19 protein-coding genes are annotated in these 15,721 nt (G+C 68.0%); 11 read left to right on the forward strand and 8 right to left on the reverse strand.

Going from position 1 to position 15,721, the window contains the following annotated elements:
- Positions 1–996: 996 nt before the first annotated feature.
- Positions 997–2,343 carry a tetratricopeptide repeat protein gene (locus ACWGO0_RS09470; RefSeq protein WP_453530531.1) on the reverse strand — a complete coding sequence of 449 codons (1,347 nt, stop codon included), beginning with the start codon at positions 2,341–2,343 and terminating at the stop codon, positions 997–999.
- 141 nt (positions 2,344–2,484) lie between these two features.
- On the opposite strand from ACWGO0_RS09470, the gene ACWGO0_RS09475 reads away from it, so the two are divergent.
- The 6 genes from ACWGO0_RS09475 to ACWGO0_RS09500 all read left to right on the forward strand — a co-directional run bounded on the left by ACWGO0_RS09475 (position 2,485) and on the right by ACWGO0_RS09500 (position 6,121).
- Complete coding sequence (locus tag ACWGO0_RS09475; RefSeq protein WP_453530534.1) at positions 2,485–2,703, forward strand: hypothetical protein; 219 nt, start codon at positions 2,485–2,487, stop codon at positions 2,701–2,703.
- 83 nt (positions 2,704–2,786) lie between these two features.
- On the forward strand, positions 2,787–3,008 hold the full coding sequence (locus ACWGO0_RS09480; protein WP_453530537.1) for a hypothetical protein: 222 nt from the start codon (positions 2,787–2,789) through the stop codon (positions 3,006–3,008).
- The gene (locus ACWGO0_RS09485) at positions 3,005–3,403 is read left to right on the forward strand and encodes a hypothetical protein (RefSeq protein WP_453530540.1); all 399 of its coding nucleotides are present in this window, start codon (positions 3,005–3,007) and stop codon (positions 3,401–3,403) included. The genes ACWGO0_RS09480 and ACWGO0_RS09485 overlap by 4 nt, the downstream gene beginning before the upstream one ends.
- A gap of 305 nt (positions 3,404–3,708) precedes the next feature.
- On the forward strand, positions 3,709–3,834 hold the full coding sequence (locus ACWGO0_RS09490; RefSeq protein ID WP_453530543.1) for a hypothetical protein: 126 nt from the start codon (positions 3,709–3,711) through the stop codon (positions 3,832–3,834).
- A gap of 77 nt (positions 3,835–3,911) precedes the next feature.
- Positions 3,912–5,381 carry an asparagine synthase gene (locus ACWGO0_RS09495; RefSeq protein WP_453530546.1) on the forward strand — a complete coding sequence of 490 codons (1,470 nt, stop codon included), beginning with the start codon at positions 3,912–3,914 and terminating at the stop codon, positions 5,379–5,381.
- 26 nt (positions 5,382–5,407) lie between these two features.
- Positions 5,408–6,121, forward strand: a complete 714-nt coding sequence (locus ACWGO0_RS09500; protein WP_453530549.1) for a class I SAM-dependent methyltransferase — start codon at positions 5,408–5,410, stop codon at positions 6,119–6,121.
- A gap of 22 nt (positions 6,122–6,143) precedes the next feature.
- On the opposite strand, the gene ACWGO0_RS09505 is transcribed toward ACWGO0_RS09500, so the two are convergent.
- Positions 6,144–6,416, reverse strand: a complete 273-nt coding sequence (locus tag ACWGO0_RS09505) for a GntR family transcriptional regulator (RefSeq protein WP_453530552.1) — start codon at positions 6,414–6,416, stop codon at positions 6,144–6,146.
- 181 nt (positions 6,417–6,597) lie between these two features.
- Here ACWGO0_RS09505 and ACWGO0_RS09510 point away from each other — a divergent pair, with 181 nt between their 5' ends.
- Together ACWGO0_RS09510 and ACWGO0_RS09515 are read left to right on the forward strand one after the other, a co-directional pair.
- Positions 6,598–6,960: a hypothetical protein gene (locus ACWGO0_RS09510; RefSeq protein ID WP_453530555.1), complete on the forward strand. Its 363-nt coding sequence runs from the start codon at positions 6,598–6,600 to the stop codon at positions 6,958–6,960.
- Positions 6,957–7,160 (forward strand): hypothetical protein, encoded by a 204-nt coding sequence (locus tag ACWGO0_RS09515; protein WP_453530558.1) that lies wholly within the window; start codon positions 6,957–6,959, stop codon positions 7,158–7,160. Before ACWGO0_RS09510 ends, ACWGO0_RS09515 begins: the two co-directional genes overlap by 4 nt.
- An 82-nt stretch (positions 7,161–7,242) precedes the next feature.
- Here ACWGO0_RS09515 and ACWGO0_RS09520 read toward each other — a convergent pair whose 3' ends face one another.
- A complete protein-coding gene (locus ACWGO0_RS09520; protein ID WP_453530561.1) occupies positions 7,243–7,689 on the reverse strand; it encodes a VOC family protein in 447 nt (148 codons plus the stop codon).
- 22 nt (positions 7,690–7,711) lie between these two features.
- Here ACWGO0_RS09520 and ACWGO0_RS09525 point away from each other — a divergent pair, with 22 nt between their 5' ends.
- Positions 7,712–8,341: a CGNR zinc finger domain-containing protein gene (locus ACWGO0_RS09525; protein ID WP_453530564.1), complete on the forward strand. Its 630-nt coding sequence runs from the start codon at positions 7,712–7,714 to the stop codon at positions 8,339–8,341.
- Between the two features lie 4 nt (positions 8,342–8,345).
- Here the strand turns inward: ACWGO0_RS09525 and rarD are convergent, their stop codons facing one another.
- A complete protein-coding gene (gene rarD, locus ACWGO0_RS09530) occupies positions 8,346–9,389 on the reverse strand; it encodes an EamA family transporter RarD (protein ID WP_453530567.1) in 1,044 nt (347 codons plus the stop codon).
- A gap of 127 nt (positions 9,390–9,516) precedes the next feature.
- Between rarD and ACWGO0_RS09535 the strand changes: the two genes are divergently transcribed.
- Complete coding sequence (locus ACWGO0_RS09535) at positions 9,517–10,194, forward strand: formylglycine-generating enzyme family protein (RefSeq protein ID WP_453530723.1); 678 nt, start codon at positions 9,517–9,519, stop codon at positions 10,192–10,194.
- Positions 10,195–10,218: 24 nt separating this feature from the next.
- On the opposite strand, the gene ACWGO0_RS09540 is transcribed toward ACWGO0_RS09535, so the two are convergent.
- Entirely contained in the window at positions 10,219–11,079 is an 861-nt protein-coding gene (locus tag ACWGO0_RS09540) for an NAD(P)H-binding protein (RefSeq protein ID WP_453530570.1), read from the reverse strand.
- A gap of 108 nt (positions 11,080–11,187) precedes the next feature.
- On the opposite strand from ACWGO0_RS09540, the gene ACWGO0_RS09545 reads away from it, so the two are divergent.
- Entirely contained in the window at positions 11,188–11,568 is a 381-nt protein-coding gene (locus tag ACWGO0_RS09545; protein ID WP_453530573.1) for a winged helix-turn-helix transcriptional regulator, read from the forward strand.
- A gap of 55 nt (positions 11,569–11,623) precedes the next feature.
- Here ACWGO0_RS09545 and ACWGO0_RS09550 read toward each other — a convergent pair whose 3' ends face one another.
- The 3 genes from ACWGO0_RS09550 to ACWGO0_RS09560 form a co-directional block, all read right to left on the reverse strand.
- Positions 11,624–12,682, reverse strand: coding sequence for a 2-oxoacid:ferredoxin oxidoreductase subunit beta (locus tag ACWGO0_RS09550; protein WP_453530576.1), 1,059 nt, complete (start codon positions 12,680–12,682; stop codon positions 11,624–11,626).
- A complete protein-coding gene (locus ACWGO0_RS09555) occupies positions 12,675–14,630 on the reverse strand; it encodes a 2-oxoacid:acceptor oxidoreductase subunit alpha (protein ID WP_453530579.1) in 1,956 nt (651 codons plus the stop codon). The genes ACWGO0_RS09550 and ACWGO0_RS09555 overlap by 8 nt, the downstream gene beginning before the upstream one ends.
- Before the next feature lie 262 nt (positions 14,631–14,892).
- Positions 14,893–15,552: a response regulator gene (locus ACWGO0_RS09560; RefSeq protein WP_453530726.1), complete on the reverse strand. Its 660-nt coding sequence runs from the start codon at positions 15,550–15,552 to the stop codon at positions 14,893–14,895.
- Between the last annotated feature and the right edge of the window lie 169 nt (positions 15,553–15,721).

The raw sequence follows: 15,721 nt of genomic DNA on the forward strand, positions 1-15,721 counted from the left end.
TGCGGGGCGGACCGTTGCCACGGTGACCCGCCGAGCTGCCGAGGGTGTCCGGCTGCTGTCTGGAATCCGCCGGGTGATGTGAAGTCCCCGGAAGTGCGCTGTGGGGCGGGTCGCTGGTGCACGCTCCGTTACGGGGTCGAACAGGTCCGGCGCCTGCTTCGCGGACGAACAGAGCGACTTGGCATGTACGCAGTCAACGCAGGTCAGACGTAAGAAAAAACTGGACGGTCTGATTAGCGGGTGCCATCGTGTGATCCACGCCACGGGGCAAATGAGGCTTCCGCTTATCGAACGCGTGTACTAGTGTGAGGGAATGGTCACGCACAGCAAGGGTTACGAGGTACAGACAAAAGTAGAAGTTCCCGCCGAACTCGGCATGTGGATGCCGTGTGGCGTGCTGCCCGAGGTACTTGGAGTGGACCAAATCAAGTCATGCGAGGACCTGACGCGGGTCCTGGTGTCCCAGGGTGGGTTGGTCTCGCGGCTGCTTCGCGGCGCTGCCTGGGTGGGGTTCCGGCTGCTCGCACGCGACCCCGAAACGGCATGCTTGGTTGGGTCCGTGGAATGGGTCCAGCACACGTGTGGACTCTGGGTCCAGCACGACGAGCCCATGACCGCATGTGCCTATGGCCAGCACTTCCCGATAGCGCGCCGCCCGAATACTCCGTTGGCGCTGGTCGCATGACTGCCACAGACAGCCGGCGAAGGTTCGTAGACGGGTACGACGAGCGCAACGACGCTACCGCCGTAGCTTCGCGGCTCGCTGCCGTGCTTGTCCGCGCTCGGCTCACGGAGCGATTTGGAGTGTCTGTGCACCGCATCCCTGTGTCCCGCACCAGCGAGGGTTGGGGCGTGTATCTCACAGACCGCGAGCCCGACCAGGACCCTCCCGCCGTACTCAGCTTCGGCACCCTCGCACGTCCCGAGCGCTACCGCCGGGCAGCGTGACCAACGCCCCGCCGTACTTCCATCATTGGAGGTGCGGCGGGGCTTTCCTCATGCGGGGATTAGTTCGGGCCGGACAGTCTCGCGTGCACGTTCGTACAGTCCTTGGACGTCATGGTTTCGGCTATGGGGGCGGATGAGGTTGAACATGTCCGTCATCCGCTTATCGATGCGCCCCGAGTTGACTAGCGGGTAATCGTCTAGCGCGAGCCCCCACGTCTTGCATGCGGCTTCGAGATGCCCCACGGCTAGTTGCCGCTCGGCGAGGATTGCCCGTTCCTTGACGCGCGTGCGCCGATAGATGCTGTACCGAAGTCGGTCCGATTCCTGCATGGCAGCAACAGCGCCGTGGACGTCTCCCATTTCGAACCGCACTTGGGCGGTGTGGTAGTTGAGTGAGGCGGGGTCGTACGAGCCGAACACCTTCCCATGGGACTCTGCCTTGTCCATGGCAACTTCGGCTTCCTGCAAGTACTTGCGCGCGGACCGGCGGTCCCCGATCTGTGCCGCTGCGTGTGCCTGCTGGCCGGCGAGGAAGGCGCGCATCCGGGGGCCAGCCTGCGGGGAGGAAGCTGCCGCAGCGTCCGCGAGCCGCATTGCCATCGGCCCTTGATTCAGGTCTACCGCTTGCACGCTCATGCCCCGAAGCGTGGTGCAGAACGTCAAGTGATCTTCCGATGCTCCTGCAAGCTCTAGCGCTTGGAGGTAGTAGCGCTGTGCTAGCCCGTGCAAACCCTCATCAACGGCCATGTAACCGGTGAGGTAGCAAAGATCGGACGCCGCGGACATCATTGCTTTCCGCACGTCCTCGGGGCCGCTCGCCCGTAGGAACGGCGCAACCGTGTTTACCAGGAAGGTTGCGGCAAGGGGACGAGCGGTCCGGCCCCCAAACTGATCGTCCATCGATGAGAGCTGTTCCGTCATGGCAGACACCGTGTGCACGTCAGACATGCCGATGCGGGTCCGGGTGCCCTTCTGCGCGGCTTCCATACGCCCCACCACATCCGGCCAGTCGGGGACTGTGAGTGCGACGGAGAACAGAGCGACGCTAAGCACGCTACGGCGGGAAGGGTCCATGTCCAGCCTTCCGAGATCAATGATCCCGTCAACCGTGCTGGACTGTGTTGCCTCCGTCCCTCTCTCGGGGGCCGGGAAGCTGACTTCCGCATACGTGACGGGCCGCCCGAGTCTCCGGGCGAACGCTTCCAAGATCAGTGGCCGGGCGTCATCGCGCGGCACGCTCCCGCTTAACCACTGGTGAACGGAAGGTGCACGGTACTGCTTCGGTGTGCCGCGCTCGGTCCCAACGCGGTTGATGGCTTGCGCACACTGCCGCAGCGTCCACCCGGTCTCGCGGAACAGGCGCTGTAGTCCTGTGTTCGGCTCGCTGGTGCCCACGGTCGTTCAACTCCCCATGCACGACTGCTTTAAGCGCTTAACGCTCTTAATCCTTGTGCGCTTCCCAACAGTACCGCTGGGCGTGATCAGGCGGTTGCCTAGAGCGAACAGACGGGTTCGCAGCGGAAGGGACATAGGCGAGTGAATACAGAGCCGGTACCGCCCTCCAGGGGTGCGCTGATCGTGGACACGAGCCGTAGCCGCGTCGGAGAGTTCCGCGGGGTCGCCGGCCCGTACTGGTCACTGCGGCCCATCGGTGGCGGAGCCGAGTGGGAAGCGGAGCCCAAGCATGTCCGCCCCGCCGACTCGATAGAGCGGCTGCTAGCCGACAACGCCCGAAGCCGGGGTGAGTTGCTGTGACCACCCCGACCCGCTTACCCGCTCGCTTCGCCCTTGCTGCGGGGGCTGCGGAGATCCGGTTACGGGCCCGTTTCCCTCGGATCATGACCGCGCTCACTCCGCAGCGGTACCGAGCCGAGCTGTTCGAGCTGGACCGGATCGCGACGGACCCTGACTCCCGAGCGTTGTTCCTCGCCGGGCTGGACGCTGCAATCGCGGAGCGTGCTTCCGCAGTGGCCGAGCTGGAAGCGTTCGCGGACGCCGTGGACGTGGCAGGCGAGACGCTGCAAGCCATGGTCCGCCCGAACGGGGAGCGTGCCGCATGACGGACACGTTCCAGTTCCGGGCCGAGGTGTACGCGGGAGACGCTGAGACGACCGTCTTTCTCGGGGGTCTCGATGTGCGGAGCGCTCGCCGGGCTCTCCGTTTTTTACGGGGCCAGGCACACCGGTTCGCCGATGCGCTGGACCCGTCCCCGTTCGCCGAGTGGGTACCGCCCCAAGCGCTTCAATCGGTCACGCACGCCAACAGGGACGCACCCGCCGAGCTTCGGTTTTGGGCCGAGGACGACGAGCACCGGGGCGACGCGTTCCACCAGCTCACCACGGGGCGCCCGTATGAGTTCCTGGCACATGACGACACCTGTTGGTTCGCGCTCACCGCTTACCCGCTGTTCGTTCCGAGTCCGCTTCCCGTCCGCGGGGTGCTTGCTCATGCCTGACCCCACAAGCCCCCGTCCTGGTCGCGTTCGCAGTGGCTCCCCCACGGGCGACCAGGATGGGTCACGACCCAAAGAGGAACCGTTGACGCGAGAGACACACGCGCTCGTTCCGCCCGCGACGCCCAATTCGGACCGTAGGCCCGAGTCATGGGGCGTGCCCCGGCAAGGGGCGGTGCTGCCCCCACGGCAGCGCTACCACCGATAAGCCCCCGTCCGGCTGCTCTGCACACAGGAAGGGGGGCAGCCGGACGGGTTCCACTGCGCGGCAACCGCCGCGTAGTAGCAGCAACCCTAGGAGATACATCGTGAACGTAGACGAGCTGTTCACTGGCGACCTGATCACCGGTGTGCCGAGCACGGACGCCGGTCTCATGGACAAGATGCCCGGCGGTGGCGACAACAACGGTGACCACTGCTCCGTGACCGCCTAACGGTCACCGGTTCCGTAGTGCGGCGGGGTGGGGCTGATCGAGCCTCGCCCCGCCGTTCGACTTTAAGGAGTGGTCAAGTGCTCTCACTGTCTCTACGCCTGCGGGATCTACGCGATCCGCGTTGGGTGCGCTTCGGCGACACGTGGTCCACGGGGTCCAGTTGGGTCAAGCCGGCGAACGTTGCCGCGCTGACGAACGTGTTCAACGACCAGCCCCCCGTGGCACACCTACTCGTCCGCGAGAACAAGGAAGATGACCCGGACTATCTGTCTCTCAACATGAGACCTGATGAAGTCCAGTTGGCCGCGGGAATGTTTGGCACGGCTCCGGTGTACCTTGTCGCCGCGGGGGACGTGCTGTACGGGTCATGGGATCTCGTGGACCTACGCCCCTACCTCCGCACGGACCGGCTTGTTCCTCGCGTGGTTGCGCGGACGCTAACGCGACAACACCGGTACACCGCGGACACGCTGTTTGAAGGGGTGTACCAGCTCACCGAGCGTGCTACCGCCGTGTTCAATGCTGCGGGGTTGTCCGTGCACTACCCGGAGCCCGCCGAGCACGTGCTAGAGCCCCGGACCCTCCGGCCCGGCATTGATCCGGTGGACATCTTCGGCAACCTGTTGACTCGGGTGGTTGCGGACGCTCCCACGGTGACCGGTCACGTTGGGGTGGAGCTGTCCGGCGGAGCCGACTCGGCGAACGTGGCGCTCTCTGTCCACGCGCACGACTTCCCCCGCGTGCACTCGTTCGGGTTGCTCATGGGTGGTTCTATCGGCACGGCACAGCGTGACAGGCGCGCGGCAATCTTGGAGTGCTGCGGGTTTCGGGACACGACGATTCCCGCACCGCAACACCCGCCGTTCGTGCCGGGGGGTGTCCGTTCGCTACGGCAGCCGCACGACCCTGCCGGGGCGTTCTACCAAGAGGCGTTTGACGTGTTGCGCGACCAGGCAGCCGCACGGCAATGCGAAGTGATGTTCACCGGAACCGGTGGCGACGAGATCAACGCGCACCACTCGCGGACCGACACCCGCTTGCCGGACCCGCCCTTGGTTCCGTGGCTCGGGAAGCGTTCCGTGGATGCGCTCGGGGACGTTGGCCAAGCGTTGGCACCCATGCCCATGCTGCCGCTCCCGAGCCTTATTGGCTTCGGGATGCATAACCCCGGATTCCTGCGGCGCGGCATCTGGCCCGTGTCCCCGCTCACCCATCCCCGAATCGTCCGGTTCATGGAACAGCTCCCGCACGAGCACAAGCGCGGTAAGGCCATGTTCCGCGCTCGTCTGCGCCGCGCGGGTCTGTCTCGCTCGGTCGCCAAGCCGGCGGAGCCCGAGAACTTCCTAGCGGTCATGGAGTCGGGACTACGCTCGTTTGGGCTGCCTGTACTGGACGACATGTTGCGGGGCTCGTTGCTCGTTGATCTCGGCTACGTTGACGGCAAGGCTCTCGCGCACGCCAGAGAGCACGCCGAGAGTGCCCCCACGGTCCCCGATCTGCTGTGCGACGTGCTCGCCCTGGAAGTCGGGTTGCGGACGCTGACATGACGAGCCCCGACACGGAAGCTAGGCGCATGGAAGATACGAACGTCTTCTACCGGCGACCCGGGCTCTATGACGCGGTGCAGTCGGACTCTGGCAGCGCGGAGACGTGTCAAGCGCTGATCGAACGGCACCGCCCCGACGCGCGCACGCTCGTGGATTTCGGGTGCGGGACCGGACGAGACGTCGAAATCCTTGCCAAGCGCTATGGGTGCGTGGGGGTTGATCTCCAACCCGGGATGGTGGAGTACGCCCGCCGTGTACGTCCGGGGCTGGACTTCCAGGTTGGGGACATGCGCACGGTGCGGCTCGGGAAGCGCATGGACGCTGTGACGTGCCTTGGAAACTCGCTCGCGTACGTCCATGACAACCGCAGCATCGGGCGCGTGTTCTCGACGTTCGCGGTTCACGCCCGTTCCGGGGGAATCCTGGTGCTCTGCTCGCCTGTATGGCCGACCACGCAGACCGAGCCGACCCAAGCCATCGTGAACACCCCGGACGGGCCCGCAACTGTCACCATCCGCTATGAGTGGGACCTACGAACCCAAATCAACACTCTGCGCCGGGAATGGGTTCTTGCGTCTGGGGAGCGGGCTTGCGATGACATCCAACGGCGAGTTCTGTTCCCTCGCGAACTAGAGCAATACGCAACGGCAGCCGGGTTCGAAATCGTGGACATGACGGATGGGGTCCGGACGGGGCTCGCTGGCCCCGTGGCGTACACCGTGGCTCGTCGTACGCACTGATTCCCCCTACCCGCACAGCGGGCTATGCGTCGCCCTGGTGCTCGCCCTCGCCGGCTCGCTCGGCAACAAAGCTGCCCCGACCCCACTCGGTCCGGACGAGCCCACGTTCCCGAAGCACCCGCACCGCACGGCGGGCAGTCTCCCGAGCCACCCCGAACCGCTCGCACAACTCGGCTTCGCTCGGAAGCGGGCTGCCCGGTACGTACTTGCCCGACGCGATATCAGCCGCGAGGGCATCCCGAACACGCATGTACGGGGCTCGCGGGGCGTTCGGATCGCTCGGGCTCTCTGGCATGGGGAGAGCGTAGACAACCCGCCAAACATGGGCGACTTAGACAGGCAGACGAGCTAGACAGGTAGACGAGTTAGACAAGTTGGCTTAGCGTGATTCTCCGAACACGAAAGCGCCCCGGAAGACCGCTTAGGACCGGTCCGCCGGGGCTCCGCCGAACAGCTTTATGGGAGCTGAACGACTCATGCGCAATCTTATCGGCCGCATCCTCGCTTGGGTGCTCTCCGCCCTCGCCCCTCGCCGGCCCGGACGCCACACCGCCGAATTCCTCGCCGAGCTGCCCAAGCCCGCCCCCGTGAACCCGTGGAACAAGCCGTGGCCCACACCGACCCCCGAGCACGTCCGAGCGCTCTACGCCCCGTTGCGCGGAGAAGACGTGGCACTCACCCGCCCGTACTGCCGCATGGATGCAACCTTGGAACTTGGCATCATCCGTGAGCGTCGCCGGGCTGCCGAACTTGCCTCACTCGGCGTGGACTACCCATATACGTACCCCGGAGCCCCATTCCCGGCTTCCGCGTTCGCCGCTGCGGGGGTGTCGGCATGAACGTTGAAGAACTGTTCCCGGTCGTCCTCGCGGGACGTGTCGCGCTCTGCGTCGAGTGCAAGACCGTCACGCGCGCCCCAATCCCCGTCCGCTACATACAGAGCAACAGCGGACCCGGAACGACCCTCTACGCCTGCCCCGAACACGCCGTGAAGCTCGGGGCGGGACCGACCCCCGAGGACGAACTACGGGCCCCGTAGTCGGACGGGCCTAAACAGCAAAACGCCCCGTGCGGCTTTGGTGCCGTGCGGGGCTCCCCGGTACTGCGGGACTCTCTGTCTCTCAGAACCGGTAGTTAGCAGTGTTGGGGTCGGTGAGCACCGTCCAGGAACCTCCCTGCTCCTCGACGTTCCGCACGACGCTCGCCCCCAGCCCCACCACCCTGGCCACCTCCGCCTCCCGGCGTCCGGGACCTGCGTGCAGATCCAGGTGGACGCGGTTCTTCACCGTCTTGGGCTCCGGTACGCGCTGGAACAGCAGCCGGCGCCCGAGACCCGTGCCGGACTTCTCCTCGTACGGATCGTCAGGGTGCCGGGCCGCCGCGAGGTCGCGCCAGGCGCGGCGGCCGTGTGCCTGGGTGGTCTGCGATTCGGGCACGGCCCCGATGCCGAGCAACTCCTCGATCAGGGGGCTGTTGTCCTCCACCAGGTATCCCAGCGCTTCCGCCCAGAAGCCGGCCTGGGCGTGCGGATCGGCTGCGTCGATGACGACTTTCCACTCCAGAGTCATGGCAACCGTTTATAGTGGTTACATGACCGAAGCGGCAAGGGACACGCCGGGGCTGGTGCTCCGGCCGCGGGAGGGGCGCCCCTTCCGCTTCGACCCGGGCGCTCTGTGCCTGGAGTTGCTGCCCACCGGCGGACTCGGGCGGTACGCGGTGTACGAGGTGCTCCACGAGCCAGCCGACCTGGTCCGCTGGGCGGGGGAGAGCCGGCTGCCCGCAGGTCTCGCGCTCTCCGTGAGCGCGGCGGAGCTGGAGCTCGCGCGCGAACTGCGCGCCGCGCTCTGGAGGCTGACCGGGAGCCGCGTGGAGGGGCGGGAGCCGGCTCCGGGGGACCTGGAGGCGGTCAACGCCGTGGCCGCCGCCCCGCCGCTGGTGGCCCGGCTCGGCGCCGACGGCCGCCGGGAGTGGGCGCCGGGGGCGACCGGCACCGGACTTCTGTCGACGGTCGCCCGCGACGCCGTGGACCTCCTCACCGGTCCGTTCGCCGAGCGGGTCCGGGTCTGCGAGGCCCATAACTGCGCGCTGCTCTTCGTCGACACCTCGCGCCCCGGCAGGCGGCGCTGGTGCGCGATGGAGCGCTGCGGGAACCGCCACAAGGTGCGGGCGCACCGGGCCCGCCGTACGGCTGCGGCACCCGCCGAAGAAGACGCGTGCTGAGCGTCTAAGTGGCGATCCTGGGCGCACCGGATTCCGGCGACGGCTCCGACGCCGCGTCAGGTGTTGCGTCCGGCGTGTCGGCCGGCGCTGCGTCCAGCGACGCTCCCGGAGCGGAGGCGGCGGCACTCGCCACCGCTGCGGCCAGCCGCACCGCCTGCGCCCTCGTCCGCCGTGCCTGCCGCAACGCGTCCCAGGTCAGCAACGTCAGCGCCAGCCACACCAGCGAGAATCCGGCCCAGCGCTCGGGCGGCATCGCCTCGTGGAAGTAGAAGATGCCGAGCCCGAACTGGAAGACCGGCGCCAGGTACTGCAACAGCCCCAGCGTGGACAGCGGTACGCGGATCGCCGCCGCGCCGAAGCACACCAGCGGGGCCGCCGTGACGATGCCCGTGGCGGCGAGCAGCACGCCGTGCCAGGGGCCTCCGGCCGTGAACGTCGCCTCGCCCGTGGCCCCCAGCCACAGCAGGAATCCGAGTGCGGGCAGGAAGAGCACCGCGGTCTCGGCGGCCAGCGATTCCAGGCCGCCCATGTTGACCTTCTTCTTCACCAGGCCGTACGTCGCGAAGGAGAACGCCAGCGTCAGCGAGATCCAGGGCGGTCGCCCGTACCCGATCGCGAGCACCAGCACCGCGGCGAATCCGGTCGCGACCGCCACCCACTGCGCGGGCCGCAGCCGTTCGCCGAGGAGCAGGACGCCCATCGCGATGGTGACCAGCGGATTGATGAAGTAGCCGAGCGAGGCCTCGACGACCTGGCCGTTGTTCACGGCCCAGATGTACAGCCCCCAGTTGACCGTGATGACGGCCGCGGCTATCGCTATGAGGCCCAGCTTGCGGGGCTGCCGCAGCAGTTCACCGATCCAGGCCCAGCGGCGTACGAGAAGAAGGGCGATGCCTACGACGCCCAGCGACCAGACCATCCGGTGGGCCAGGATCTCGACCGCCCCGGAGGGCTTCATCAGCGGCCAGAAGAGCGGGACGATTCCCCACATTCCGTATGCGCCGATTCCGTACAGCAGTCCTGCCCGCTGTTCGTTCTTCCCCTGCACGGGCCCTCCCGGCGTCCTCGTCGGCCCGGCGGCCGACCTGACGAAGGTAGCGCCGTCAGGGGTGCTGTGTCATGGCCGTCTCAGGGAAACGGTCATGACGTCCATGAACGGCTATGCTCTCCGGCTCATGGACGAGAGCGCTGAGAACGAGATGGTCGCCGTTCCGCCGGGGCGGGTGACGCTGTCCGACCGGCGTACGCGGCGCAGTTGGCCGGTGGAGCTCGCGCCCTACCTGCTCGCGGCGTTCCCGGTGACCCAGGGGCGGTACGCGGAGGTCACCGGCCTCCGGCCGGGCACCGCCAAGGGTGATCGCGTGCCCGTCGAGGGCGTCTCGTGGCTGGACGCGGTCGAGTTCTGCAACGCCCTGTCGCGCCAGGAGGGGTACGCGCCCGCGTACGCCGTCGAACCGGGCCGCCCAGAGGCCGTCGAGTGGGACCCCGCGGCCGACGGATACCGGCTGCCGACCGAGGCCGAGTGGGAGCACGCGTGCCGCGCCGGTACGGACGGGGCGAGGTACGGGCAGCTCGACGCGATCGCCTGGCACCGCGCCAACTCGGCGGAGCGCATCCACGAGGTGGGCGGCAAGGAGCCCAACTCCTGGGGTCTGTACGACATGCTCGGCAACGTCTGGGAGTGGTGCTGGGACGTCTACGACGCCGAGGTCTACGGCTCCTACCGGGTGCTGCGGGGCGGCGGCTGGTTCGACGAGCCCTGGAGCTGCCGGGCCTCGGTGCGGCGGCGCAGCCACCCCACCTTCCGGATCGACGACGTGGGATTCCGCGTCGCCCGGTCCGTACGGCCCTGACCGCCGCGACCCCGACCAAACGGGTCAGGCGCTCGCGACCGCTGCCTTCACCGTCTCCGCGAGCGGCGTCGTCGGCCGGCCGATCAGCCGGGCCAGCTCGCCGCTCGTCCCCGCGAGCAGCCCGCGGCCGATCGCCTCGTCGACATCGACGAGGATCGCCGCGAAGCCCTCGGGCAGCCCCGCGCCGACCAGGATCTCCTGGTGCACGGCGGCCGGGACGTTGTTGTACGCGATCTCCTTGCCGGCCGCCGCGCCGACCGTCGCCGCGTACTCCGCGAGGGACCAGGCGACATCGCCGCTCAGCTCGTACGCGGCGCCCAGGTGGCCCTCGCCCGTGAGCACCGCCGCGGCGGCCGCTGCGTAGTCGGCGCGGGCGGCGGATGCGACGCGACCCTCGCCCGCGTTGGCGACCACGGCGCCGTGCTCCAGGACCGGCGCCAGATTCCCCGTGTAGTTCTCCGTGTACCAGCCGTTGCGCAGGAAGGTGTACGGCAGCCCCGATTCGAGGATCAGCTGCTCGGTGGCCTTGTGCTCGGCGGCCAGCTCGAAGTCGGCCCCGGGCCCGCCCAGTACGCCGGTGTACGCGAGCTGGGCGACGCCCGCCGCCTTGGCCGCGTCGATCACGGCGGCGTGCTGCGGAGTCCGCCGGCCCACCTCGTTGCCGGAGATGAGCAGCACCCGGTCGCCGGCCCGGAAGGCTTCGGCGAGCGTCTCGGGGCGGTCGTAGTCCGCGATGCGCAGCTCGACTCCCCGCGCGAGGAGGCCGGCGGCCTTCTCCTTGTCACGGACGACGGCGGCGACCGACCCGGCGGGGACGGTGGCGAGCAGCTGGTCGATGACGAGGCGGCCGAGCGCTCCGGTGGCTCCGGTGACAACGATGCTCATGGGGGGCTGCTCCTTCGTGGTGCTTCTGATCCGTTACCGGCTTCGGGTCCTCACCTTACGGATGGTACTAACTCTGGGAAAGTACCCACTTTGAAGTAAGGTACTGGCATGACCGTTAGTCCGATGGACAGAATCCCCGACGTCAACCGGCAGATGTGCCCCTCCCGGCTGGTGCTGGAACACGTCACGAGCCGCTGGGGCGTCCTCGTGCTCGCCGCGCTGCTGGAGCGCTCGTACCGCTTCAGCGAGCTGCGCCGCAAGGTCGACGGGGTCAGCGAGAAGATGCTCGCCCAGACCTTGCAGACGCTGGAGCGCGACGGCTTCGTCGACCGGGACGCCAAGCCCGTGATCCCGCCGCGGGTGGACTACTCGCTCACCCCGCTCGGCAGGGAGGCCGCCGAGCAGGTGTGGGCGCTGGCGCGCTGGACGGAGAGCCGCGTACCCGCCGTACAGGCGGCTCGGGAGGCATACGACGAGGCCCGGAGCTGACCGTTCGGTCGGCCCCGGGCCTCTGGGTGACGCGTGGTGCGTGGTGGTGCGCCGGTCAGCCGACGACCGTCCAGGTGTCGCTGCCCGCGAGCAGCGCGCTCAGGTCGCCCTTGCCGTCCCGCTCGATGGCGGTGTCCAGCTGCTCCGACATCAGGGTGTCGTAGACCGGCCTGACGACACTGCGCAGCACCCCGATGGGGGTGTGGTGCAGGGTGTCCGGGTCGGCGAGCCGGGAGAGCGCGAAGGCCGTGGACGGCGACGCGGAGTGCGCGTCGTGGACCAGGATCTGCGACTGGTTCTCCTCGGTGACCGCGACCACCAACAGATCGCCGGTGACCGTGTCCCGTACGACACCCTTCGCGTCGTCCACGCCGAAGCGGATCGGCTGCCCGTGCTCCAGCCGGATCACCGCGTCCTGCGCCTGGTCCTTGTCTTTCAGGACCTCGAAGGCGCCGTCGTTGAAGATGTTGCAGTTCTGGTAGATCTCCACCAGCGCCGTACCGGGGTGGTCGGCCGCCGCGCGCAGCACGCTCGTGAGGTGCTTGCGGTCGGAGTCGACGGTGCGCGCGACGAAGGTCGCCTCCGCGCCGATCGCCAGCGACACCGGGTTGAAGGGCGCGTCCAGCGAGCCCATCGGCGTCGACTTGGTGATCTTGCCGACCTCGGACGTGGGGCTGTACTGGCCCTTCGTCAGCCCGTAGATCCGGTTGTTGAACAGCAGGATCTTCAGGTTGACGTTGCGTCGCAGCGCGTGGATCAGGTGGTTGCCGCCGATGGACAGCGCGTCGCCGTCACCGGTGACGACCCAGACCGACAGGTCGCGTCGCGAGGTGGCCAGCCCGGTCGCGATGGAGGGGGCGCGGCCGTGGATGGAGTGCATCCCGTACGTGTTCATGTAGTACGGGAAGCGGGAGGAGCAGCCGATGCCGGAGACGAAGGTGATGTTCTCCTTCGCCAGGCCCAGCTCGGGCATGAAGCCCTGGACGGCGGCGAGGACCGCGTAGTCACCGCAGCCCGGGCACCAGCGCACTTCCTGATCGGACTTGAAGTCCTTCATGGACTGCTTTGCCTCGGCCTTGGGCACCAGCTGAAGAAGCTCGTTGGTGTCAGGCATCGATGGCCTCCTTGAGAGCTGTGGCGAGCTGCTCGGCCTTGAACGGCATTCCGTTGACCTGGTTGAAGCTGTGGGCGTCGACCAGATACTTCGCCCGGAGCAGCATGGCCAGCTGACCGAGGTTCATCTCGGGGACGACCACCTTGTCGTAACGCTTCAGCACCTCGCCGAGATTCCTCGGGAAGGGGTTGAGGTGGCGCAGGTGGGCCTGGGCGATGGGCGCTCCGGCGGCCCGCAGCCGGCGTACGGCGGCGGTGATCGGTCCGTACGTCGAACCCCAGCCCAGCACCAGGGTCCTGGCGCCCGCGGGGTCGTCGACCTCCAGGTCGGGCACCTCGATGCCGTCGATCTTGGCCTGGCGGGTGCGGACCATGAAGTCGTGGTTGGCGGGGTCGTAGGAGATGTTGCCCGTGCCGTCCTGCTTCTCGATGCCGCCGATGCGGTGTTCGAGACCGGGCGTTCCGGGCACGGCCCAGGGGCGGGCCAGGGTGTGCGGGTCGCGCTTGTACGGCCAGAACACCTCGGTGCCGTCGGCCAGTTCGTGGTTGGGTCCGGTGGCGAACTGCACGCGCAGGTCGGGGAGCTGGTCGACCTCGGGGATCCGCCAGGGCTCGGAGCCGTTGGCGAGGTAGCCGTCGGAGAGCAGGAACACCGGGGTGCGGTAGGTCAGCGCGATCCGGGCGGCGTCGATCGCCGCGTCGAAGCAGTCGGCCGGGGTCCGCGGCGCCACGATCGGGACCGGGGCCTCGCCGTTGCGCCCGAACATCGCCTGGAGCAGGTCGGCCTGTTCGGTCTTGGTGGGCAGACCCGTGGAGGGGCCGCCGCGCTGGATGTCGACGATGAGCAGCGGCAGTTCGAGCGAGACCGCGAGCCCGATGGCCTCCGACTTGAGCGCCACACCCGGACCGGACGTGGTCGTCACCGCGAGCGAACCGCCGAACGCGGCGCCGAGCGCGGCGCCGATGCCCGCGATCTCGTCCTCGGCCTGGAAGGTCCGCACGCCGAAGTTCTTGTGCTTGCTGAGCTCGTGCAGGATGTCCGAGGCCGGGGTGATCGGGTACGAACCCAGATACAGCGGCAGGTCGGCCTGCTTGCCGGCGGCGATGAGCCCGTAGGAGAGGGCGAGGTTGCCGGAGATGTTGCGGTACGTGCCCGTGGGGAACGCCTGCGAGGCGGGAGCCACCTCGTAGCTCACCGCGAAGTCCTCGGTGGTCTCGCCGAAGTTCCAGCCGGCCCGGAAGGCCGCCACGTTCGCCTCGGCGATCTGCGGCTTCTTGGCGAACTTCTGCCGCAGGAACTTCTCGGTGCCCTCGGTCGGCCGGTGGTACATCCACGACAGCAGCCCGAGCGCGAACATGTTCTTCGAGCGCTCGGCCTCCTTGCGGGAGAGCCCGTACTCCTTGAGCGCCTCGACGGTCAGCGTGGTGAGCGGCACCGGATGGACGTTGTACGCCTCCAGCGACCCGTCCTCCAGCGGACTCGTCTCGTAACCGACCTTCGCCATCGGCCGCTTGGTGAACTCATCGGTGTTGACGATGATTTCGGCGCCGCGCGGCACGTCGGCGATGTTGGCCTTGAGTGCGGCCGGGTTCATCGCGACCAGCACGTTCGGCGCGTCGCCCGGTGTGAGGATGTCGTGGTCGGCGAAGTGCAGCTGGAACGAGGAGACGCCCGGCAGGGTTCCTGCGGGGGCCCGGATCTCGGCCGGGAAGTTGGGCAGCGTCGAGAGGTCGTTCCCGAAGGACGCGGTCTCGGAGGTGAAGCGGTCACCGGTGAGCTGCATGCCGTCACCGGAGTCACCCGCGAACCGGATGATTACCCGGTCCAGGCGGCGTACCTCTTTCTCGCCGGTGCCGCCCGCTGTGTCGGACACGGGGATTCGTTGTTCCCCGACGACAGCCTCACTGGCCTCGTCGGCCCTTTCGGCTGGGCTACTGACCTGGGTCACTGAACTGGACCTCCCTCGGGGCGGCGGCTCGGGATCGGCCGGCCCACCGGCGGTCCCGCAACCCACCCTACTTCGGTAAGGGTCGCCTTCCCTGGACCGATCATATGGTGGACTACATTTTGAGACGCGCGTTTGTCCTGGTTCGTCATAGTTAACAGGCCCCCCGGCCGTTCGTCGAAGACGCCGTGCGCTCATTCTTTGGATCTAGGACCTGCCGCAGGCCCCGGGCCCCTCGCCAGCATCTGACGAGGGGTCAGTCAATTTACGATTTCAGGTAGGTCAGGACAGCGAGAACCCGCCGGTGATCCCCGTCACTGGGAGAGAGCCCCAGCTTCAGGAAGATGTTGCTGACGTGCTTCTCCACGGCACCGTCGCTGACGACCAGCTGCTTCGCGACCGCCGAATTGGTCCGGCCCTCCGCCATCAGACCGAGGACCTCCCGCTCGCGCGGCGTCAGTCCCGCCAGCACGTCCTGCTTACGGCTCCGCCCCAGCAACTGCGCCACGACCTCGGGGTCCAGCGCCGTGCCGCCCTGCGCCACGCGGACCACGGCATCCACGAATTCCCGGACCTCGGCGACCCGGTCCTTCAGCAGATAGCCCACGCCCCGGGTGCTGCCGGCGAGCAGCTCGGTGGCGTACTGCTCCTCGACGTACTGCGACAGGACGAGCACCCCGATCTCCGGGTAGTCCTTGCGCAGCCGTACGGCTGCGCGCACGCCTTCGTCCGTGTGCGTCGGCGGCATCCGTACATCGGCGACCACGACATCGGGAAGCGTCTCCTGCGCGGCGAGATCCGCAATGGTCTTGAGCAGTGCCTCGGCGTCTCCCACCCCCGCGACGACGTCATGCCCGAGATCGGTCAGAAGCCGGGTGAGTCCTTCCCTGAGCAGCACCGAATCCTCGGCGATGACCACCCGCACCCTGTCCTCCACGACGCTGTGTCCCCCCACTGCTGATGTGTACGCGCCGACACGCGTCCCGTGACGCATGCCCCGCCCCTTGCGGGGTCCAGCATCCCAGCATCGGCGTCCCGATGGGCCGAGCGGAGGCACTTTCGGGCCGGGCGTCCGGACGGGGGTTCGAGGGGTA

It is taken from the genome of Streptomyces sp. NPDC055749, from assembly GCF_053617235.1.